The 18,859-nt window shown below is 50.9% G+C and carries 29 protein-coding genes; 28 read left to right on the top strand and 1 reads right to left on the bottom strand.

Annotation, left to right across the window (positions count from 1 at the left end; genetic code table 11):
* The 20 genes from H8S55_RS06380 to H8S55_RS06285 all read left to right on the top strand — a co-directional run bounded on the left by H8S55_RS06380 (window position 1) and on the right by H8S55_RS06285 (window position 12,015).
* The gene (locus tag H8S55_RS06380; protein WP_186878260.1) at window positions 1–2,175 is read left to right on the top strand and encodes a vWA domain-containing protein; all 2,175 of its coding nucleotides are present in this window, start codon (window positions 1–3) and stop codon (window positions 2,173–2,175) included.
* 13 nt (window positions 2,176–2,188) lie between these two features.
* Window positions 2,189–2,554, top strand: coding sequence for a hypothetical protein (locus H8S55_RS06375; RefSeq protein WP_186878259.1), 366 nt, complete (start codon window positions 2,189–2,191; stop codon window positions 2,552–2,554).
* Window positions 2,547–2,945 (top strand): hypothetical protein, encoded by a 399-nt coding sequence (locus H8S55_RS06370; RefSeq protein ID WP_186878258.1) that lies wholly within the window; start codon window positions 2,547–2,549, stop codon window positions 2,943–2,945. The genes H8S55_RS06375 and H8S55_RS06370 overlap by 8 nt, the downstream gene beginning before the upstream one ends.
* Before the next feature lie 10 nt (window positions 2,946–2,955).
* A complete protein-coding gene (locus H8S55_RS06365) occupies window positions 2,956–3,432 on the top strand; it encodes a hypothetical protein (protein WP_186878257.1) in 477 nt (158 codons plus the stop codon).
* Window positions 3,433–3,450: 18 nt separating this feature from the next.
* Entirely contained in the window at window positions 3,451–4,056 is a 606-nt protein-coding gene (locus H8S55_RS06360; protein WP_186878256.1) for a hypothetical protein, read from the top strand.
* A gap of 2 nt (window positions 4,057–4,058) precedes the next feature.
* On the top strand, window positions 4,059–4,706 hold the full coding sequence (locus H8S55_RS06355) for a hypothetical protein (protein ID WP_186878255.1): 648 nt from the start codon (window positions 4,059–4,061) through the stop codon (window positions 4,704–4,706).
* A gap of 15 nt (window positions 4,707–4,721) precedes the next feature.
* On the top strand, window positions 4,722–5,276 hold the full coding sequence (locus H8S55_RS06350; protein WP_177714486.1) for a DUF4241 domain-containing protein: 555 nt from the start codon (window positions 4,722–4,724) through the stop codon (window positions 5,274–5,276).
* A gap of 67 nt (window positions 5,277–5,343) precedes the next feature.
* Entirely contained in the window at window positions 5,344–5,796 is a 453-nt protein-coding gene (locus H8S55_RS06345) for a hypothetical protein (protein ID WP_186878254.1), read from the top strand.
* 1 nt (window position 5,797) lies between these two features.
* Window positions 5,798–6,331: a hypothetical protein gene (locus H8S55_RS06340; RefSeq protein WP_186878253.1), complete on the top strand. Its 534-nt coding sequence runs from the start codon at window positions 5,798–5,800 to the stop codon at window positions 6,329–6,331.
* A gap of 17 nt (window positions 6,332–6,348) precedes the next feature.
* Entirely contained in the window at window positions 6,349–6,525 is a 177-nt protein-coding gene (locus H8S55_RS06335; RefSeq protein WP_172592785.1) for a hypothetical protein, read from the top strand.
* A 14-nt stretch (window positions 6,526–6,539) separates the two neighbouring features.
* Window positions 6,540–6,770, top strand: coding sequence for a hypothetical protein (locus tag H8S55_RS06330; protein WP_186878252.1), 231 nt, complete (start codon window positions 6,540–6,542; stop codon window positions 6,768–6,770).
* Between the two features lie 13 nt (window positions 6,771–6,783).
* Window positions 6,784–7,266, top strand: a complete 483-nt coding sequence (locus H8S55_RS06325; RefSeq protein WP_119347339.1) for an RNA polymerase sigma factor — start codon at window positions 6,784–6,786, stop codon at window positions 7,264–7,266.
* Window positions 7,267–7,269: 3 nt separating this feature from the next.
* Window positions 7,270–8,286 (top strand): hypothetical protein, encoded by a 1,017-nt coding sequence (locus tag H8S55_RS06320; protein WP_186878251.1) that lies wholly within the window; start codon window positions 7,270–7,272, stop codon window positions 8,284–8,286.
* An 84-nt stretch (window positions 8,287–8,370) separates the two neighbouring features.
* Window positions 8,371–9,003: a DUF7768 domain-containing protein gene (locus H8S55_RS06315; protein WP_186878250.1), complete on the top strand. Its 633-nt coding sequence runs from the start codon at window positions 8,371–8,373 to the stop codon at window positions 9,001–9,003.
* A 22-nt stretch (window positions 9,004–9,025) separates the two neighbouring features.
* Window positions 9,026–9,517, top strand: coding sequence for a type II toxin-antitoxin system PemK/MazF family toxin (locus tag H8S55_RS06310; protein WP_186878249.1), 492 nt, complete (start codon window positions 9,026–9,028; stop codon window positions 9,515–9,517).
* 209 nt (window positions 9,518–9,726) lie between these two features.
* The gene (locus H8S55_RS06305; protein ID WP_186878248.1) at window positions 9,727–10,284 is read left to right on the top strand and encodes a DUF2786 domain-containing protein; all 558 of its coding nucleotides are present in this window, start codon (window positions 9,727–9,729) and stop codon (window positions 10,282–10,284) included.
* Window positions 10,277–10,537, top strand: a complete 261-nt coding sequence (locus tag H8S55_RS06300; protein ID WP_186878247.1) for a hypothetical protein — start codon at window positions 10,277–10,279, stop codon at window positions 10,535–10,537. Before H8S55_RS06305 ends, H8S55_RS06300 begins: the two co-directional genes overlap by 8 nt.
* 14 nt (window positions 10,538–10,551) lie before the next feature.
* The gene (locus H8S55_RS06295) at window positions 10,552–11,505 is read left to right on the top strand and encodes a hypothetical protein (protein WP_186878246.1); all 954 of its coding nucleotides are present in this window, start codon (window positions 10,552–10,554) and stop codon (window positions 11,503–11,505) included.
* 2 nt (window positions 11,506–11,507) lie between these two features.
* Window positions 11,508–11,819, top strand: a complete 312-nt coding sequence (locus tag H8S55_RS06290) for a hypothetical protein (protein ID WP_119347331.1) — start codon at window positions 11,508–11,510, stop codon at window positions 11,817–11,819.
* Window positions 11,820–11,829: 10 nt separating this feature from the next.
* Window positions 11,830–12,015 carry a hypothetical protein gene (locus H8S55_RS06285; RefSeq protein WP_119347330.1) on the top strand — a complete coding sequence of 62 codons (186 nt, stop codon included), beginning with the start codon at window positions 11,830–11,832 and terminating at the stop codon, window positions 12,013–12,015.
* Between the two features lie 163 nt (window positions 12,016–12,178).
* Here the strand turns inward: H8S55_RS06285 and H8S55_RS06280 are convergent, their stop codons facing one another.
* Window positions 12,179–12,421, bottom strand: coding sequence for a helix-turn-helix domain-containing protein (locus tag H8S55_RS06280; RefSeq protein ID WP_108979759.1), 243 nt, complete (start codon window positions 12,419–12,421; stop codon window positions 12,179–12,181).
* Between the two features lie 297 nt (window positions 12,422–12,718).
* On the opposite strand from H8S55_RS06280, the gene H8S55_RS06275 reads away from it, so the two are divergent.
* The 8 genes from H8S55_RS06275 to H8S55_RS06240 all read left to right on the top strand — a co-directional run bounded on the left by H8S55_RS06275 (window position 12,719) and on the right by H8S55_RS06240 (window position 18,841).
* A complete protein-coding gene (locus tag H8S55_RS06275; RefSeq protein WP_186878245.1) occupies window positions 12,719–13,111 on the top strand; it encodes a hypothetical protein in 393 nt (130 codons plus the stop codon).
* A 137-nt stretch (window positions 13,112–13,248) separates the two neighbouring features.
* Window positions 13,249–13,572, top strand: coding sequence for a hypothetical protein (locus H8S55_RS06270; protein WP_186878244.1), 324 nt, complete (start codon window positions 13,249–13,251; stop codon window positions 13,570–13,572).
* A 12-nt stretch (window positions 13,573–13,584) separates the two neighbouring features.
* Complete coding sequence (locus tag H8S55_RS06265; RefSeq protein WP_186878243.1) at window positions 13,585–13,812, top strand: hypothetical protein; 228 nt, start codon at window positions 13,585–13,587, stop codon at window positions 13,810–13,812.
* 16 nt (window positions 13,813–13,828) lie between these two features.
* Complete coding sequence (locus H8S55_RS06260) at window positions 13,829–14,242, top strand: ribonuclease Z (RefSeq protein ID WP_186878242.1); 414 nt, start codon at window positions 13,829–13,831, stop codon at window positions 14,240–14,242.
* Entirely contained in the window at window positions 14,239–15,381 is a 1,143-nt protein-coding gene (locus H8S55_RS06255) for a DNA/RNA non-specific endonuclease (protein ID WP_186878241.1), read from the top strand. The genes H8S55_RS06260 and H8S55_RS06255 overlap by 4 nt, the downstream gene beginning before the upstream one ends.
* Window positions 15,382–15,743: 362 nt before the next feature.
* Window positions 15,744–16,880 carry a DUF4317 domain-containing protein gene (locus tag H8S55_RS06250; RefSeq protein WP_186878240.1) on the top strand — a complete coding sequence of 379 codons (1,137 nt, stop codon included), beginning with the start codon at window positions 15,744–15,746 and terminating at the stop codon, window positions 16,878–16,880.
* Between the two features lie 27 nt (window positions 16,881–16,907).
* Entirely contained in the window at window positions 16,908–17,867 is a 960-nt protein-coding gene (locus tag H8S55_RS06245) for a 3'-5' exoribonuclease YhaM family protein (protein ID WP_186878239.1), read from the top strand.
* Between the two features lie 5 nt (window positions 17,868–17,872).
* Complete coding sequence (locus H8S55_RS06240) at window positions 17,873–18,841, top strand: DUF7662 domain-containing protein (RefSeq protein WP_186878238.1); 969 nt, start codon at window positions 17,873–17,875, stop codon at window positions 18,839–18,841.
* Window positions 18,842–18,859: the final 18 nt, after the last annotated feature.

The raw sequence follows: 18,859 nt of genomic DNA, 5'->3' as shown, positions 1-18,859 counted from the left end.
ATGAGAACATCCCACCGCCAAATCCGAAAGAGGATCCTCGACGCCAAGAGCAAGATCACTGACGAGGAGTTCTTCTCCTCCAGAGCCTATAACGGGTATTTGACGGATCTTGCGGAAGCGGCGACAAAACGCTATAAGCGTCCGCTGCGTGTGCGAGTTGTTGCAGATCATGATGATGAGACCGTTGCTTTCACGGATTACCACGGGATCTACATCAATGCCTGTAACCACATTACCTGGAGCTTCCCTTCGAGGCTCCTTCGTTCCATGAGTCTTGAAGGCCTGAATGCGCATGAGTGCGGTCACAACCTGTTCACCGACGAGCGCGTTTGGCATAGCTACTTCGCCGGACTCGCTAAAGGCAAATTCTATCCGAAGATGCCGGATGGTCTGGACAGTATGCAAAAGCTCTATGCGAAAGACATCCTTGAGGCGCTTACAGACGATACAGACACAGTCCCCATGCAGGTCATCATGAGCACAGCACATGCGCTGAGCAACATCTTAGAAGACGGATATGTGGATGCCAGGTACTCATATGAGTTTCCTGGCTCCCCCGCCAAAGGGATCGCGCTCAATAACCTACGCTATGCGGATACCATGCCGGAGATCACGGAGATGATCAATCGCAAGTACTATGACCATTCGATCGTAGTCAATCTCCTAATCCAGTATGTCAGGGCGCATGAGGTCAACAACCTATCCGGTTACACCGGTGAGTTCATCGACAAGCTGTATGAGTATATCCCCTGGATCGATGAGTCTGTCTATGATGACGATGCCAGATCCCGCTGTGAGGCTGCCAATAGGATCCTTGTGGATCTTTGGCCCATGATGCAGCGCTGCTTCGACGCTCTGCGCGATAAACAGAAGCAAGCCCAGCAGCAGGCGCAGCAATCCTCCCAGCAAACCGCAAAAGGCGGTTCCGTGAGTGGTTCTGGTCAGCCCGGCAGCGGCGATGATGACAATGATGGCAGCCAGCAGGGACAACAGGCGGTTGAGGAAGACCTCTCCAGCCAACTCCCGAAAGCGGCAGCTAACTTCACCATCAAAACCAAGCCGGTTCCCAGTAATGGCACCTTTACTCCCAATCCCGGTCAGATGAACGCGATCCGGGCACAGGTCGAGCGTGTGATTGCTGAGGAGACAAGCCGTATTGCCGCCCATCTGACGAATGGCATCACAAGTAGTGGAAATGGTGGCGTTGACCAGAACAATGAGTATGAAGGCAACGATTATGAGCATGCAGCTGATGACATTGAGCGTCTCTTATCCTCCATGGCGGAGGAAAAGGTGACAGAGGAATTGGAAGAAGAACTATCTGAGGAACTGCAGCGAGAGGCGAATGCCATCCGATATGGTAACGCGCATCGCAACATCCATGTGACCGTCAGTCGTATGGCGCATGTGGATCAGAACCTCATCGACAGCTATAACCGTGTAGCTCCGGAGCTTTTAATGCTCTCCAAACGATTGCAGCGTAGTGTCAGTTCCGCTCTCCGCGATCGGCGGCAGGGCGGGAAGCAGACAGGACTCCTGATTGGGAAACGACTTAATCAGCATGCGCTCTATCGGAACGATGGCCGCATCTTCTATAATTCCCGACTCCCGACGGAGCCGATCAACCTTTCCGTTGGCCTGCTCATCGACGAGAGTGGCTCCATGTGTTCAAATGACCGCATTACCAGAGCCAGAGCAACTGCCATTGTGATCCAGGACTTCTGCGAGTCGCTTGGTATCCCGCTGCTGGTCGTTGGTCATACCGCCTGGAGCTCACATGTTGAACTGTTTTCCTACTCGGATTTCGATACCTACGATAAGAATAACCGCTATCGGCTAATGGACATGAGTGCCAGAGACTGTAACCGCGACGGCGCTGCGTTGCGCTTTGTGGCGGAAAAACTCTCTAAGCAGACATCTGAGGTGAAAATCCTCATGATCATCTGCGATGGGCAGCCAAATGATGACGGTTACTCCGGATCTGCAGCAGAAGCTGATCTGCGTGGGATCAAACTGGAGTATGCGCGAAAAGGTGTCAAAATCTACGCGGCAGCCATTGGTGAAGACCGCCCGCGAATTGAGCGGATCTATGGTGATGGCTATTTGGACATCACCAATCTCCAAGAACTGCCGGTGATGCTGACGAACCTGATCGTGCGTAGCCTCCCACACTAAAGGAGGAAGAAATGTGAAGAAACCCGTGGATTTCGACTGGTATTGCAAGACCAAGAAAGACGTGATCAATAATGCCGCCTACGAACTCATCGTAGCCCTGACAGCCAAATCGGCGCCGCCGAGGAAGTTCGAGTTATCCATTCCTCAACGGGACGATGAGATGATTGCCAATGTTGTAGAGGGCGCTATCAACGCGGTAGAAGCTCAGATCGGCTATTACTGCCATCCATTCTATCAGGAAGCAGACATGCTCCCGTGCTACCTCGGCAATCGTTGTGATAATCCACACTGTATCTTCAAGGATGCCTCCGGGCGGCCTAAGGTGCAGCCTTCCGAACGGGAAGAAGATCCTGAGGAAGGGGGTGATGACGATGGCTGATGAGAAGCGCTACTTTTCTGTCAAGGACATGTTTGAGCAGGCGGTCACGCGGGCAAAGACGGATCCTCGATATGAAGAGTACAGCAAGATCTGTGAGCTGGACTATGACCTGCTCTGCAGCACATGCAAGTACGACAAGCTCTACAGGTGCGAGTTCGATGTGGTAGGCGAAGTGACCTACGGCAGCAGCGAGGGTATCTACGGAGATATCTTCCTGTATGGCAACTGGTCCAAAGAGCGGGATGACCCGTTCAAAAGCCGCGCCCGCGTCTATGTGCTCAAGACCTTGAAGCAGGACAAGGAGTCGTACTTGGCAGTGGGAATGCTGGTCAACCTCATTTGCTACTACGCAAATGAATTCGTAGCCACACATCTCGACCGATTTGATTGAGGAGGAACAAATGCATAGTAGAATTATTGAACTGGGCAATGCGCCCATTTTACCTGATGACCGTATGGGAGAGTGCAGTGTGCCGGAATGGTTCTACCACTCGATTGCGGACTACACGAATGCGGAAACGGACCGGGATGAAGACCTGAAATGGTTCCTGGAAATCGTTGCCCACATCGTGGATGTCGCTGAGGATGGAGAGAGCTTTACGTTCAAGCCGAATGCCAAGAAGAAGTACTTCCACAGACAGTACTACGCCTTCCTGGATAAAGCGAGAGAGCTGACAGGCATCTCAATCGAAGCCTTCTGTGCTGAGACCCCTTACGACATTGGCATGGCCATGTATAAGCTGAATGAAGCCTACCAGGATAAGTTCAGTTTCTACATCTACTACCAAGATGAATTGAAAACACTGGATGAATGGATTCGCGAGACTGATCTCAGCGGGTCCTTTTATTTTGGTGGGACACTCGACTATCACTTTTGAGAAGAGGAGCAGCGCATTATGGGAACCTATACCGATTTTACAGGTGCCATCCGCATTACCCCTTGTCTGAAAGACCCGTTGGCGGGAAGATTTCGTCAGTTTCTCGGCATCCGGCATATGAAGCGGGATGTCAAAATACTGGAAGCCCTTTTCCCAACATTGGAAGAGCGCAAAGCAGTCACGCTGTTTGGCGATGGAGATTTTGGAGAGGATGGTGCATTCTTCCTGCCCATCCATACGAGGGATCTCACGCGCCGCATCTGTTTGCACGAACGCTATGCGGAAGGGCTCACAGATGAGCGTGACATGAATATGACGCCCGGCCCCTGTCCGAGCCTTTATTGTGATCTGGAGCTTCGGAACGATCCTGACAACGGACACTCCTATCTTGGGTGGAATGAGGCTGAAAAGGCCTACTACATCACGGATTGGATCGGGTGCATTGCTGAGTGGCTCTCGAAGCTTGGCTATCACCTCGATGGCAAGATGTTCGCTGTGGTCGAGGGCGGCATGTCCTACTACACGATCACGGTGGATGGCGACAAAGTGACTTCTGAGGAATTCATTCCGGACGCAACCTATGTGGATGAATTCTACGCATGTGAAGAAAGTGAGGATACCTGAAAATGGAAGATAATCGCATTCAAAACCAGATCGCGATCTACATGACCAACAAGAAGCTCTGCGAGTTTACGGACAAGCTCAAGCCGGCACCGATCGAGTACTATGCTCATATGCATGCCCAGGGCGAGGAGCAGGCGGATGGTATCCGTGCCTACTCTTGCATTGGTGTTGTGCTGCAGGATTACTCCAACGGTACTGGCGACAAAACCGTTCGTGTCACAGCGAATCTTTCCCCTGGATTTTTCCCCTTCGTTCTCAGCAGAATGCAGAACGATCTGGATCGCTTCGACTTCACGGAAGATAAGATCTTCGGTGAGCCGGACGAGCATGGGCTGAGTACAGTGACAAAGCTCTCGGTCAAGCGCGCGTCGGTTGGAACCGATGGAAAGCCCAGGAATTATCCTTGGTGCGTCATCGTGGAAAACGGCCGCGCTGTCAAAGAGAAAACTGCGACGGGAGGCACCCATATCAAGTCGGGCACCTACAAAAAGCAGCGCTCTGTGTATGTCAACATCAACGATCTGGACTTCTTCAATCTTGTCTACCGCACGACACGATTCATTGAGTCGTGGGAGTTGACTTACGGCCCGAAGCTGATTCGCGACGCCAGAAAGCTGCTGAGTGAGCAGCGCGCGGCGGCGCAGCAGTAAGGAGGTGCAGTAGGCATGAAACGGAATTGCGAGTTTATCGACCTTGGCGAGTTTGAGATGACTTCTCCAGTCATGCGTGTCAGCGACCCCTGTTACGAGCGTGATGTCTGGTGCTGTGGCACCGTTGACCATTGCAAACTCGGGACTTGGGAGGCAGGCGTCCTGAAGACGGATGAAGGCGAATGGGGCACACGCTGTGCCGTCCTTGCCGTCCGTCATAAGGATACTGGTCCAGATTTCAATGTGATCCGCTTAGGCAAAGTGCGCAAAGTGGCGTGCAAATGTGTCGAGCAGTCATTTGAGGTCGGCGTTGATTCCGGACAGGCAGGGTTCTTTGATGATGCGTTCTATCAGAACGATACGGTTTTTGAGGAACTGCCTGCACCGGGTTTCGCTATTGGTGATCTCTGGTATCGCCATGTGTGCGACATCACACTCAGCAAGATGTCAGCCGGCGTGTTGCCTTATGGTGCGGTCTCATCGTCCGGTTTCGGCGATGGCGGCTATACCTGCTATACACACGCTGATGAGAATGGGGTAATTGACTTTGCGTTCATTGTGTTTATTTGAGGAAATAACGTTTTTTGCAGGGGAGTGCTTCGGCACTCCCCTGCCCCGTAGAGGAGGTGCATAAGCCATGATCTCAAATTGGGACTTTTCACTTGTTTTAGCTATCGGTGAATTGCTTGCCGATCCGCAGCAGCCGAAAGCGTTGCTGGAGGCCAAACTGTATGCTTTCCAGCAGGTCAAAGGCCTGATGTGCCAGTATGAAAAGCACGGAATTCGCGAGGATCTTCTTGATGTCATTTTTGATAAAAAGCTCAAGCTGATTCTGAAAGCAAAGACCGCAAGTGAAGTGAAGCACGCATCTGAACCACCGAAGCCTGATTACTCTCACGGTACTTGGCGCGAGGATCCCTTCTCTCTTCCAGAGGAGGAACTTGCGCTGTGGGCGATCGTTTCGCCCAACAACATGCTGATCCCGCCGGCTCAAGAGCGATATATGGATCTTTTTACTCGCGTGTTCGGGATCACGAGGGAGCAGCTTACAAACGACCTGCTCCCAGACGTGAAGCTGGAGGTGCAGTAGGATGGATTTCTACTTTGGAGTCGATCTACTCCATCACCTTCAAAGGCACTATGAGCAGCGATTGTCCCTTGCTCTTTCCAAGTCTTTCAATCAGGCGGATTCCCGCTACTATTGGCTCTTCAAAGAACTCGAGTGCCGCGTAACAACGCTCCGAAAACTCCTAGTCATGATATCCGCTTTGCCGGGTTTCATGTGCCGGCAGACAGAGGAGCAGGTATTTGCGATGGTTGTCAATTCCACATCCGCTTGGTTTTCGGATGATGTGCTTGGAGAGCAGCCGAAGGACGCTGCGTGCAACTGCTCCTATTACCAGGAGAGTAATCCCTACTGGGTCGATTATCAGCTTGCTATGGATCGCTTTACTCCGGATTACGACTACACGAATTTGATGGCATTCTACGTTGATCTCGTGGAGTATCTCGTGATGACGGTACGCCTGTACTTCTTCATTCGCGAGCAGCAGTTCCGGCCAATCGACCGTGGCAAGTATGACGAGTTGGTCGGGATCCAAGCTGTTCTGGAGAAGCCAGCCTGAAAGAAAAGGAGTATCTGATGATGAATAAACAAGAAATGCAAGCGTTTCGCGAACTCTTCAGTAAGTACTGTAGACAAGAAATCAACAAAGGGCACTGTGAATCTGATGGCTGCGAATTTTGCTCTGTTAATAGTGCATATGATGAAATCTTCAACCGTTTCTCCGATGACGAAGAAGATGACACGGATGAATAGGAGGCAAATGGAACATGACGGCCCAAGAGTATAATCATGTTTTTCTCCCGCAAATCAATAGAGCTGAGGAGTTCGTAGAGCTTTTTGAAAGCAGCATTGAGCACATGAGCGATACGCGGGTTGATAAGGATGAGGTCCGTAAACAATTCCAGATTCGAGGCTGGTCGGAAGAAACGAGGCAGGTGATCCTGACTGCACTTGAATACTACAAGTGTGCAGAAGGGCTTGCGAAGATAAGCGGTTAGGTGGTGAAAGGATATGAAGCCACTCACCCCCGAGCAGCAGGCTTTTGCTGAGGAGCATCATGGACTCCTTCTTGACTTCATGGCAAAGCACAGCCTTGGGGATGACTACTACGACCTCTTGGCCAATCGGTACCTGAAAGTGGTGGTACGCTACCTATCGGAGGAAGCGCTGCGTAAGTACAGCTTCTCCACGGTGGTTTGGTACCATCTGCGTTCAGAGCTATCGAACTATGCACGAGATCAAGTCGGAAAACTGCAGGAGATCCCAATCGAGTTCTATTGTGAGATCCCTGCACCTGAAATTGTTCCGATTGATGATGGCCTCTGGCGTGTGATCGAAGATAACCTCACCTATAAGCAATTTGAGGCGATCCAGTTCCGCAACCAGGGCTACACCAATCGTGAAATTGCTGAACTATGCGGAGTCGGTCGCAAAGCGATTGAAAAGCGCTTTGCCCGGATCCGCAAAATACTATCTGATTATAAGGAGAATTGAATTATGAGTCATTTTTCTGTTTGTGTTATTGTTCCTGACGATGGCGTTGTCAACAACATCCATGCCAATAATCTGGAAGACCACCTGGTTCCTGTTCTGGCACCCTTCGATGAACAGACAGAGGAAGAGAAGTACCGCGAATTCGAAGATCGCACGGAAGAGGCAAAAGCCGACTTTGAGAATGACACCATGCGTGTCGTCCGGTTCCCGGATGGCAGCATCCACTCCATTTACGATGATGCTTTCAACAAGTCCTTCTTCATTGAGGAGGACAGGATCTATGCGTTCGGCCCGAACCGGGATCGAAAGAGCAAACTCCAGACGGAGGAGTCCAAAGCACTGGAGTTGGTGACTGATTACCCCGTCAAATCGTGGTATCCCTCATTCGAGGCTTATTGTGATGAACATCGCGGCTTTGTGAAGGCTTCAGATGGACGTTGGGGCTACACTTGCAACCCCAACGCGAAATGGGACTGGTGGCAGATCGGCGGTAGATTCCCAAATCGATTCTTAGTTCCGGCAGGGCTGCAGGACTGCATTCCTTCTGCGAAAGACGATGATGGCGAATCTGCCACTCCTCCTGAGGGGTATCAGTATGCCGATGCCGCGCGCAAAAAGGATATCTGTTGGGATGTCATGCGTAAGATCGCTGTCGATACGGTCGAGAAACGGTATCAGAAGTGTGTAAAAGCATTTGAGACCAAAGACATTACCGATTTCGGACCTCTGTGCAGGATCCTTGATGAGGGCATTTCAGCCTGGGGCGAAATGCTGTATCTGAAAGGTGAAACTCTGGATGAGTATAAGGCGCGGAAAGGCGCTACCGATCTGGATCGATACATGTGCCATACCTATGCATTTGTTGATCGCAATGGAGATTGGATCGGCTCCGGTGATATGGGCTGGTTTGGGATCTCCAGCAACGACAAGGACGAGCGAGCCTGGAACGATGAGATCCAAAAGCTCATGAATGAGGCGAAAGATGATGACTTCCTTGCCATCGTCGATTGCCATATCTGATTTTTGGAGAAGACCCGGAGACGAGAGTTGCAATAGCACCTCGTCTTCGGGCCTTCGCATTATGTATGAAGGAGGTTGTTTAGAATGGCTCTTACCTATGTGTGCTCGCCCCTCTCTGCCCCTACACGGGCTGAGATCATGGTGAATGCCCAAAGAGCACGCACGTATATGGCAATGTGTGAGCGGGAGTTCGGCTGCCGCGCAGTTGCCCCGCACGCTTATTTACCTTATCTGCTTGACGATTCCAACCCGGAAGAACGAGCACTTGCCCTATCTTTTGGCGCAAGCCTGCTTGCCCTGTGTGATCGCTTGGTCATCTATGGCGACCGCATCAGTAGTGGCATGAAGGAGGAAATCCGAAGAGCGCGGGAATTGGGGATCCCCATTCTCAATCGGCAAACGCAGTTGTCAGATGGTTCATCCGATCCTGTCATTGTTGGCCGGTACATCAACGGGATATCCCTGAATGGACTCGAATACCTGAAGAATGATGCGGATGAAGTGATCTACTTTGCAGGTGTTGAAGCGGCAAAGGTGTACCTGCGTGAGCATGGTGTAACCGAAGACGAGATGGAAGATATGGTGTTCCGAAAGAGTGTCGGTACCTGCTTTCGCTGCGGAGATCCACTGTTTCCGAGCGACATCTCCGGGTATGCTTACCAGTGCTTCAAATGCGATGAAGACTTCTATGCCTTCGAGCAAGGCAGAAATTCGTGATGATAGAAAGGAAGACTTGTTTATGGGAATCAACCGTGGCGATGTATTCTATGTGAACCGTAGCGAGACCATCGGCTCCGAGCAGCGGTCCGGAAGGCCCGCCATTATCGTATCCAATCCCGAGTGCAATGAGCACAGTCCTGTGGTTGAGGTCGTGTACCTGACCTGCCAGTACAAAAAGCCCATGCCGACGCATGTGCGGATCGAAAGCATTGGTCGGCGCTCTACGGCCCTCTGTGAGCAGATCACCTCTGTGGATGTCAGCCGGCTCGGTGACTATAAAGGCCATTTGACGGACGGGGAAATGGAGCAGGTAGATATGGCACTTATGAAATCTCTCGGTATCCATCCTCTTACGCAGCAGGCTAAAGTTGAGCCTGTGGGCCCCAGCGTGGACGATGCAGCCTTGGCCATGATTGCGCTCCGCTTTCTGGAGGGCTTTTTGCAGAAGCGGTGCGGCGTGGAAATCAGCGGCAGTATCTGCTCTGGCCTGATTGGTCAGAAACAGCGCTGATGGAGGTGTGAAATGAAAGGTTTCTACCAAAGACGATCTGACGGTCAGATGGCAGATATGCCGCCTTGCGGACTCTGCCTGCATAAGAACAAGGCGACATACCAGTCGCCTTGTTATAACTGCATTGACATCGTTGACCTGTGCCTCCACCGGCCTAACGCCGAAACCGAGTTTGCGAACTTCGTTCCTGCAGAGGGGGTGGAAGCGGTATGACTGAGCGAGAGGAATTGTTGCGGCGCCTGGAACGCGTGAAGGCCCTGGCCGAGCGTGGCGTTGGCGGCGAAAAAGAGAATGCCGAAGCACTTCTCAACCGCCTGATGGCCAAGTATGGCATTTCAGAAGAGGACATTGAAGACACCGCAGAGCGAGACTACTTCATCCGGTATCATAATTTTTGGGAGAGAAAGCTCATCGTACAGATTGCCTACAAGCATCTTGGCAGCGGTCACTGCTGCGGTACGGTCGGCACCCAATCGGGACGGCCGCACAAGAAGATATGTGTGACTTGTACGCCGGCCCAGTACATTGAGATTGAGGCCGACTTTGAGTTTTACAAGGCCGCTTGGGAGGAAGAACTTGCCATCTTCTATTCTGCATTTATTTCGAAGAATGACATTTTCCCACCACCGGAACTGGCCTCGCCCAGCGATGACGATGAAATCGATCTGGTTCGGCTTGAGAAACTGAGAGCGATGATGAGCGGTATTGACCGGCGCACACGAAGTAAGGCACTGCCTGGTTCTATGGAGGATGATGACGATGAATGACGAACTGATTGCCAAGACACCAATTGGTGAGATCGTGGTCGGGATCAAGTCTGACCACGACTATCCCGGCATCTTTGTAGAGCTGCGTGGAGAACATCTCAATGACCGCTTCAAAGAGGGCGCTGTCCGCCTTGCTTGGGTTGAGTATTCTTCGGACAAGCAGTGCCTGCAGACCATTGCCTATGGCGATGGCAATGCAGATGATTATACGCATCTTATTGAACACGAACACATCCTGAAGACTTTCGAATGATTGGAGGAACGATTGTGAGCAATGCACGATTGATGAAACCGCTGTTTTATGATGGCAATTTTAACCGAGATGGTAAGAAAATGAGAGCTGTGTTCGAACGAGAAATCTCTGATGGCACGGTTTCCTATCGGCTATGGAGAAGTGACGGGAAGCCGGACATCCAGTATCCCCGCGCAGAGAATGATAACTATCTCCTTTATGCGGAGATCCGGGACTATCTGGTTCCTCTGCGAATCACGGATTTCTATCTGATCGACCACGCCGGATACCCTGCAGCTGTCGCAGAGTTGTATGGTAACAAGGATGCCCGCAATGATTATTTCGATAATCTCCGCAAGTCTGGCGATGATGCTGTCTTGGAAGCTGTCCGGCGTGAGCGGGAGAGAATCATGCTCCTGGGCAGCGACCCAGCTTGCCAAGCATCCTACATCAAGAAGCTGTTTGACAACAATGTTGCGTGTTTTGTGGAATCCAAAGAAAACGGAGGCGAAAGTTTCCCTGATTATGTCGGTGCCCTGATCCTCGGTGAGCTTGATAAGTGCGTTGCACTGTCAGCTGTGTATCGAAAGAAGGGAGACGAAGTGGCGAAGGCGCGGAGAGCTAAGGCCGAATCCGAAGAGAGAGCATTCTGTGAAGAGCAGAATCGACTGTCCGAGCAGGCCGTTCAAGAAGCGATCCGAACCATCAAAGACGGTGGTGTCCTGCAAAACCAGACGGTGAAGTTCTATCGCAGCCGGTACCGCTGCAACGCTTTTTCTATTGTCAACTACCTGATGCGGAAATATGGAGTTAATGTCCCTCTCCGCACACAGGGATGGATCAATGAGAAGCTGACCAGCGTCACGATCGAAAATGGGAAGTGTGAGCACCTGCGGTACATGAGAGCTAAGGGTGCCCAGTGCTCCCAGCGGTTTTTCGACTGCATGAGTGAGCTGATCCACAATGTCTGCGCTGAAACGGAGGGCTGATTATGGAGTATCACTGGTACGAAGACTATTGGACCATGCCTCGTAACCTGCCGAAAGGACATCAGTTCTTCATCGGCTATTACCAGACGCAGCGGGCAATTCGATTTCATGTAGAGAACATCCACACGGATCAGTCGGTGTTTTTATCTACATGGTTGCTGGATAATGGATATCGTGTATTTCTTCATTTCAAGAGTGGAATTGTCACCGAGTTGAAACTCGGTGACAATCCTCCTCCCGTAGGAAGAATCAATTCACCTAAAAATCTTGAAGGACTTCTGCTCAGCGGGTGTCTTGGAAAACTGTCAGAGTGAGGAACTGAATATGGATACCAATCGTTATTTGAAAGCCGTCAACATCGAGTGGGATGTGGACTTGGCGGAGGATCTTGATTCGCTGCCCAAAGAGGTCCAGATACCGGACGGGATGACAGATACGGAGGAAATCTCCGATTATTTGTCCAATCTGACAGGCTTCTGCCACAGAGGTTTTGGACTTAAAGAGACATAGCGTTATCAGGTAAAGCTGTGTTACTGTTACGAGCAAAGAATTCAAAGCACCTATCAACCTCATCAAACTCAGCGATGTACTGCTAAGGCGCACTTTCTCACTGAAGTACATCTTCGAACTCAAGGAATAGAAAATCGGGGTAGCACAAGCGTGCTGCCCCGATTTATTCGTCTAAGCCGGCAAAGAACTCGTCATAGCTGCAGTTGTAGAATTTGCGCAGCTCAATAATGACGCTTGCCTTGATGTTCAGTTCTCCAGATTCGTACTTGGCATAAGCGGTTCGACCGATATCACAGCCGCGACGCTGGAGCTCAGCGCAGAGCTTCTCTTGTGAAATGCCATACTGATCACGCAGCCGCCTGAGATTAGACCCCATGTTGCGGTCACGACGGATTTTCTGTTCCATATGATCTCTCCCCATTGACCAGTATTGGTTGCAATCATCATCATTTTACGGTACAATGAGAGAAAATGTTGACCGTGATATTGGTCAGCTTTTGAGGAGGAGCTTATGCGAGGGTGGATCAGAGGCAACTGGAGGCATCTGATGGTAGGCTTACTATGAGCTGCAATCGTAATCTCTGGTACTGCGCTTTATCTGACCTATCGCCAGTCAGAGGTGTGTTCCCTTTGTGGGAGTGGAAATCGAGAGCGTTATCAGGCGCCGGTGATCCTCAATCTCACAACCGGTCAGAGCAATGAAATGCGGATTTACGATCCTGATTTGCCTTTTTCGGAGTATGAGATTGCGCCCATTCAGACCACTGGAACCTTTAGCTTTGCATCATGCGCCGGCTATACCGGGCGGCGCGATACCTGCTCCCACACCTGTACCGTAGATCTTCCAATAGAGACGAAGGGACTGAAGGTTTCTCACTTTTGCTTGGATTGCCGAGTTCTCTTGAAGGACCACGCCGAGAATGGTTTTGTTCTGGCTGACCTTTATGTCGAAGATGCCATTGATATCTATCCTGCTACCGTTGGAGCTGACTACACTATCCGAGATTACCGGATTACAGTGTCTGAGGCCAAAGTTCGGTCGGAGATGGAGCTTATCGTGCTAGGAATTGCGGAAGGATTGACCTTTGTAGATTAAGTAGGATGTGGGGCTTCCGCATGGCGGCCTCACATCTTTTGTTGTTTTTGGCGAGCTCTGTCCGTATTTTTGGACAGAGCCCCTGCTATGATGCGTATAGTTCCCACATTATCGTATCAAAGAGAGGAGCAAAACAGATGAGTATATTCGATTTCAATCGGGATGGTGAAGTGAGCAGCAGCGAGCAAGCATTTGGTCTTGGCGCTATTCTGGCCGCCTTATCTGAGACTGAAGCCGAGGTGAAGATAACAATCAAGGCCTCCACCGATGGCGATGAGGACTACGAGAGCATGGATCGCGATGAGCTTGAGAGCCTTCTGGAGGAACTCCAAGAGCAACGCGAAGATATGGAAGATGAGGAGCCGGACGATCCTTGCAGCGATGCCTACGATGAGTGGGAGGAGCGATGTGAAGATCTCGATGAAAAGATCGAGGAAATCGAAGAATTGCTGGATGACTGACGGAGGTAACCTATGAGAGCACTGTTGAGAGATGCCGAGGATCAGGCTCTGATCGCGCTGGAAGTGGAAGAGGCCGTTTATGATCCGGAGGATCAGTTGTTGCTGCTGTACGCTGCAAGTGGAACCAATTATGAGGTGTCAAGAATCGTGCGGGCCAATGCCGATTCCATGATCAAGGAGTTGGCCGAGAAAGTGTTCTGTGACATGACGCAGTTCACCGCAACCGAGGTGGAAGACTGAAGGAAGGGATTTCGCTATGATCGTGATTGCCTGCTTAGATGATAATGGAGGCATGATGTTCAACCATCGACGCCAGAGCCAAGACAGAGTGCTGCGGGCGCATATTGCCGCGCTGGTCGGTGGTGCTATGCTCTGGATGAACCACTACTCAGCCCAACAATTTGATGCGGAATCCATTCAGCACCTGAATGTGGATGACGCTTTCCTGCAGGAAGCGGTTGATGGCGATTACTGTTTTGTTGAAGATGCCGCTCTGGCACCATTTGAACGGTGGATTGAGAAGATCATCATTTTCAGATGGCACAGAACGTACCCCGCTGATCAGCACTTTGATATTGACCTCTCCGGAGGCAACTGGAAAATATGTGAGTCGGTTGAGTTTACCGGGCACTCTCACGAGCGAATTACCATGGAGGTTTATCTGAGATGAAATCGCGCATCCTTTCCTGCTTTTTGATCTTTGCACTCTGTATTTCTACTCTTTCTGCCTGCGGCAGTGACACGGCACCATCCGATCATAGTCCGAGCTCGTCCTTGCAGGTCGAGATCTCTGACTTGCAGGATAGCACACCTGGGGAGACCGAAGAGCGGGATGGATTCGAATCCTTGGACAGTGCTTCATGCAAGGGGGATACAGTCCCAAGTCAGTCGGATGCACCGTCTGCATCTCAAGGGCAGCAAACCGAATCTTCCGCCCCGACAGAGATCACGACAGCCTCCTCGTTCTCTCTGAGCGATGTGCCTGCGTATAGCGGTAAGGCATATACCTCAGTCAATGGGAATGTACCTTACTTCACCGCTGCAGAACTGACGACAACATCCTTTGAGACCTACAGTGATCTGGATACTCTCGGTCGCTGCGGAGTGACTTACGCATGTATTGGGAAGGATTTGATGCCTACCAAGGAGCGCGGATCCATCGGCATGGTAAAGCCGACCGGCTGGCACACCGTCCGCTATGATGATTTGGTTGATGGCAAGTACTTATATAACCGCTGCCATCTCATTGGCTATCAGCTGACTGGTGAAAACGCCAATACGCAGAACCTCATCACGGGCACACGGTATCTGAATATTGAGGGAATGTTGCCCTTTGAGAACATGGTTGCCGACTACATCCAGGAGACTAATAACCATGTCCTATATCGCGTGACCCCAATCTTTGAAGGGAATAACCTGCTGGCTAACGGTGTTTTGATGGAAGGCTATTCTGTGGAAGACAAGGGTGCCGGGGTTTCCTACTGCGTCTTTGCCTACAATGTCCAGCCGGGCATTGAGATTGACTATGCCACAGGCGAGAGCAAGCTGGCAGATGGTGCTCAGCACGAGGAGCAGAAGACGGCTACGGCAACTCCCACACCTTCCCCAGAGCCTGAAAAGCAGGAGCCAGTGACCGGAAGTGAGGCGTCGCAGGCAGATTATATCCTTAATACCAACACGAAGAAGTTCCACTATCCCACCTGTTCCAGCGTGAACGATATGAAGGAAAAGAACAAGCAGGAGTTCTTCGGCACCCGCGATGAGACCATTGCACTGGGGTATTCTCCCTGTGGCCGTTGCAAGCCTTGACTGGTCGGCCAAGTAGGAAATCTTATTTCTTGTTAAGTGTGGTGAAACGATTGTGGATCACTTGAGGGACTATTCGATTGATTACATCAGAACACGCTGTTTGGATGTAATCAACAATCAATACAAAACCGTGAGTTAGCATGCCAGGGAGAGAATGGCCTGTCAGTGTCCTTGTTCTGAGCAGAAACACTGCTTCGTTTTCTCCGATACTGCGATAATGATTGCTCAAGAAACTGGCTGTGAGGATGATTGGCAGGAATAATTCAACGAGTTCTCGGAATGTGACAGAATCGGCAGACTGTGATATGATGAGGTTGCTGCTTCAAGCAGCTAGACCAATTTGATAAGCGAGGTAACCTAAATTGAATTTGAAAGAAGTAAGCGAACTGCGCCGCCGTTTTCGTATGGATCGGAATGCTATCAGCCGTATCTATGGCTGTTTTGTCAATAGCAGCCGTGAAATCGTTTCATACATTGATGAAGCCATGGGGATTCTCCCGCAGGACGAAGCAGAGAAGTACCTGAACCTGCTGAAGAAGGCTCTTTCCGGCAAACTTGGGAAGAACCTGATCGATATTATCTTCTCCACGGAGCAGGTAGCCGACAGTGATGAGCATCGCCTTCTCATTGCACTGCGCGACTCGGAACTGAAAGATGGTGAGATCCGTGAGGAGTTCTATCAGAAAATCATCAACTCTCTTGACCTTGGGGACAGCAACTACCTGATCCTCCTGGCATATGACACATACGATGTCCCCTGTAAGAACAAAAACGACGAGATGGATGCAGATGCATCCGATGCCGTATTCTCCTATGTCGTTTGCTGTGTCTGTCCTGTGAAGGAGTGCAAAGCGGAGTTGGGATTCTTCCCTGGAGATAATGAGTTCCACAGTTGTGCCGGCCAGATCGTTGCCGCACCGGAACTGGGATTCTTGTTCCCAGCCTTTGACGATCGTGCGGCCAATATCTACAATGCTTTGTTCTATTCCAGAAAGACAGATGAGATCCACCAGGAAGTTATCGACAGCGTATTTCATACCACAGCCCCCATGTCTGCCGCTGAGCAAAAAGAAGCATTCCAGAATGCACTCAGCGAAGCTTTGGGGGATGCCTGCAATATGGAACTGGTCCAGTCTATCCATGACAGACTCCGCGACCAGATTGAACAGCATAAGGAGAGCCATGACCCCGAACCGCTGGAACTCTCCGTCAGTGATGCGGCAGCAATCCTGCGCGATAACGGTGTGGAAGAGGAAAAGATCCTTGCGTTCCGTGATAATTGCTTTGCCCAGTTTGGTGATGGAGCAACGCTGAACCCAGCCAATCTGATTGATAGCAGCCGCTTTGAAGTTAAGACCGCCGATGCGACAATTTCGCTCGATCCGGAGCACAGCTACTTGGTTGAGACAAGGATCATTGATGGCCGGAAGTACTTGCTCATTCCCGCAGACGAGGATATTGAAGTCAATGGGTTTGGGGTTCGTGTCAAAGGCGAGTAAACGAAGACCGACTACGGAGGAATAATGATGGAATATAACAAATTGATCGCAGAGATGTCCCTTTCGGATGAGGTGGAGGGCTTCTATGTTTTGAAAGCTGCATATCCCAAGACGACCACAACCGGCAAGCCGTTTTTGAGCGCCTCTCTGTCGGATCGATCCGGCTCCATCGAAATAAAAGTATGGGACTATTCTGGCCCCATCTCCTCTGCTGATGAAGGCAATGTTGTGAAGATCCGTGGCACTGTCTCCGAGTTCAGAGGCACCCCGCAGATTACTGCCGATCGGATCCGTTTGGCTGACGACAATGATACTTACGACCTGTCCGCCTTGGTCCCGGTGGCTCCCATTGATGTGGACACTACGATGGCAGAAGTGGAGAGACTGATCAGTTCGATTACGGATGCTGATTACAGGAAGATCTGCAGCACGATGATGGCCCGCCATAAGGAGTCCCTGAAGACGATCCCGGCCGCTAAAAGCGTCCACCACGGCTTTATCTCCGGACTTCTGATGCACACTGCGACCATGATGAAAACGGCTGATTTCCTGGCCGGCCTTTACGGGGATATCATCGATCGCAGCCTGCTTCTTGCAGGCACGTTCCTGCATGACTTTGCCAAAGAGAAGGAGTTTACCTTTTCCCAGCTCGGCCTCGTCACGGAGTATTCGGTGAAAGGACAGCTCCTTGGCCATCTCGTAATGGGCGCACAGGAAGTTGCTGCCGTAGCTTCGGAACTGGGGATCCCTGAAGACAAGTCCGTTTTGCTGCAGCACATGATTCTTTCCCATCACGGAGAGCCAGAATTCGGCGCTGCAGTGAAGCCCATCTGTGCGGAGAGCGAGCTGCTCTCCCAGATCGATATGCTTGACAGCCGGATGGAGATCTACCGCGAGACCTTGGCCGGTCTCCAGGTGGGAGAGGTGAGCAGTCGCATCTTCGCGCTGGACAAAAGAGTGTTCAAGCCTCATGAACTGAATGGGTGACGGATATGGCTATTGGAGAGAAATATGCTCCACTTGGAAATTGGCTGAAGGAACACGGAGGAGACTCTGTTAAGCTTACTTTCGATGAGTTGAACCAGATCATCCCAATCCCTAACCACGCATATAAGAACAGACCATCCTGGGCAAATCTCTCAAACCCTGCATCCTTTTGCTCCAGCTGGATCAGTGCGGGATATGTCGTGGATTCCATTAGTTTAGAGGAACAATGGGTCGTATTCAGGAAAGGTGAAGTACAGGGCCACACGCACCATAGTAAGCCGCCCTATCGTGTTGTGGATCAGAAAAAATTTGCTGAAGCCATTCAAGCCGGATACGAGTGCTATGACAGTATGAAGGATGATCCACATCACCGGTATCTCTCTTGGGAGTACTGCCATGAAGCGTTTCGGCTGAATAGGCGCCCGCAGATTGACGCTACGATCGACTATCTCTGCCTTCACTTGGCTTGGTATTTGGCCAGTTGGGGTATGCTTCGAAACTCTTTCCTCATGCAGAAGGATTACAAGATCCATGCGGATGTTGTCCGTTTGATTTATCAGCCGGAGTGGGATGATCTCTGGGACCTTTCTCCCGAGAAACTCTCGCAGGAGTATTATGCTGACCGCATCATGAAACTTAGCGAGAGCATTACAGAAGCTTATGTGGCGTCCGGTGCCGGCATCCCAACGGATACCTTGCTTACCAAGATCTTGCTGGGTACTGTGGGCTGCGTTCCCGCCTATGATCGGTATTTCAAAAAGGCTCTTGCTGATACCTGTGCTGCATCCCAAGTTTTCAGTGCGAAATCCATCCGAACCCTTGGCAACCTGTATCTTGACCATGAGGATGAGTTTGAAAAGCTCCGGAAACATTGCGGCAGCCGAATTGAGTATCCGGCAGCCAAAATCCTGGACATGTGCTTTTTTGAGTATGGCTTCCAGAGAAACGCGAGCAGCCAAGAAGACAGCGATTAGATTATTCTGCGAGGAGGG

It is taken from the genome of Flintibacter faecis, assembly GCF_014287875.1.
In the GTDB taxonomy this organism is placed as follows: domain Bacteria; phylum Bacillota; class Clostridia; order Oscillospirales; family Oscillospiraceae; genus Lawsonibacter; species Lawsonibacter faecis_A.
Note: the sequence above shows the minus strand (reverse complement) of the source record. Positions and strands in the feature narration are given on the sequence as shown.

Excerpts from the sequence above, each read along its gene's own strand:
- H8S55_RS06355 (WP_186878255.1), top strand. The coding sequence starts at position 4,059 with ATGGAAGATAATCGCATTCAAAACCAGATCGCGATCTACATGACCAAC.
- H8S55_RS06245 (WP_186878239.1), top strand. The coding sequence starts at position 16,908 with ATGGAATATAACAAATTGATCGCAGAGATGTCCCTTTCGGATGAGGTG.
- H8S55_RS06315 (WP_186878250.1), top strand. The coding sequence starts at position 8,371 with ATGGCTCTTACCTATGTGTGCTCGCCCCTCTCTGCCCCTACACGGGCT.
- H8S55_RS06360 (WP_186878256.1), top strand. The coding sequence starts at position 3,451 with ATGGGAACCTATACCGATTTTACAGGTGCCATCCGCATTACCCCTTGT.
- H8S55_RS06350 (WP_177714486.1), top strand. The coding sequence starts at position 4,722 with ATGAAACGGAATTGCGAGTTTATCGACCTTGGCGAGTTTGAGATGACT.
- H8S55_RS06255 (WP_186878241.1), top strand. The coding sequence starts at position 14,239 with ATGAAATCGCGCATCCTTTCCTGCTTTTTGATCTTTGCACTCTGTATT.
- H8S55_RS06310 (WP_186878249.1), top strand. The coding sequence starts at position 9,026 with ATGGGAATCAACCGTGGCGATGTATTCTATGTGAACCGTAGCGAGACC.
- H8S55_RS06325 (WP_119347339.1), top strand. The coding sequence starts at position 6,784 with ATGAAGCCACTCACCCCCGAGCAGCAGGCTTTTGCTGAGGAGCATCAT.
- H8S55_RS06290 (WP_119347331.1), top strand. The coding sequence starts at position 11,508 with ATGGAGTATCACTGGTACGAAGACTATTGGACCATGCCTCGTAACCTG.
- H8S55_RS06275 (WP_186878245.1), top strand. The coding sequence starts at position 12,719 with ATGCGGATTTACGATCCTGATTTGCCTTTTTCGGAGTATGAGATTGCG.
- H8S55_RS06320 (WP_186878251.1), top strand. The coding sequence starts at position 7,270 with ATGAGTCATTTTTCTGTTTGTGTTATTGTTCCTGACGATGGCGTTGTC.
- H8S55_RS06370 (WP_186878258.1), top strand. The coding sequence starts at position 2,547 with ATGGCTGATGAGAAGCGCTACTTTTCTGTCAAGGACATGTTTGAGCAG.
- H8S55_RS06335 (WP_172592785.1), top strand. The coding sequence starts at position 6,349 with ATGATGAATAAACAAGAAATGCAAGCGTTTCGCGAACTCTTCAGTAAG.
- H8S55_RS06270 (WP_186878244.1), top strand. The coding sequence starts at position 13,249 with ATGAGTATATTCGATTTCAATCGGGATGGTGAAGTGAGCAGCAGCGAG.
- H8S55_RS06330 (WP_186878252.1), top strand. The coding sequence starts at position 6,540 with ATGACGGCCCAAGAGTATAATCATGTTTTTCTCCCGCAAATCAATAGA.
- H8S55_RS06340 (WP_186878253.1), top strand. The coding sequence starts at position 5,798 with ATGGATTTCTACTTTGGAGTCGATCTACTCCATCACCTTCAAAGGCAC.
- H8S55_RS06300 (WP_186878247.1), top strand. The coding sequence starts at position 10,277 with ATGAATGACGAACTGATTGCCAAGACACCAATTGGTGAGATCGTGGTC.
- H8S55_RS06305 (WP_186878248.1), top strand. The coding sequence starts at position 9,727 with ATGACTGAGCGAGAGGAATTGTTGCGGCGCCTGGAACGCGTGAAGGCC.
- H8S55_RS06265 (WP_186878243.1), top strand. The coding sequence starts at position 13,585 with ATGAGAGCACTGTTGAGAGATGCCGAGGATCAGGCTCTGATCGCGCTG.
- H8S55_RS06365 (WP_186878257.1), top strand. The coding sequence starts at position 2,956 with ATGCATAGTAGAATTATTGAACTGGGCAATGCGCCCATTTTACCTGAT.
- H8S55_RS06380 (WP_186878260.1), top strand. The coding sequence starts at position 1 with ATGAGAACATCCCACCGCCAAATCCGAAAGAGGATCCTCGACGCCAAG.
- H8S55_RS06345 (WP_186878254.1), top strand. The coding sequence starts at position 5,344 with ATGATCTCAAATTGGGACTTTTCACTTGTTTTAGCTATCGGTGAATTG.
- H8S55_RS06260 (WP_186878242.1), top strand. The coding sequence starts at position 13,829 with ATGATCGTGATTGCCTGCTTAGATGATAATGGAGGCATGATGTTCAAC.
- H8S55_RS06280 (WP_108979759.1), bottom strand. The coding sequence starts at position 12,421 with ATGGAACAGAAAATCCGTCGTGACCGCAACATGGGGTCTAATCTCAGG.
- H8S55_RS06285 (WP_119347330.1), top strand. The coding sequence starts at position 11,830 with ATGGATACCAATCGTTATTTGAAAGCCGTCAACATCGAGTGGGATGTG.
- H8S55_RS06240 (WP_186878238.1), top strand. The coding sequence starts at position 17,873 with ATGGCTATTGGAGAGAAATATGCTCCACTTGGAAATTGGCTGAAGGAA.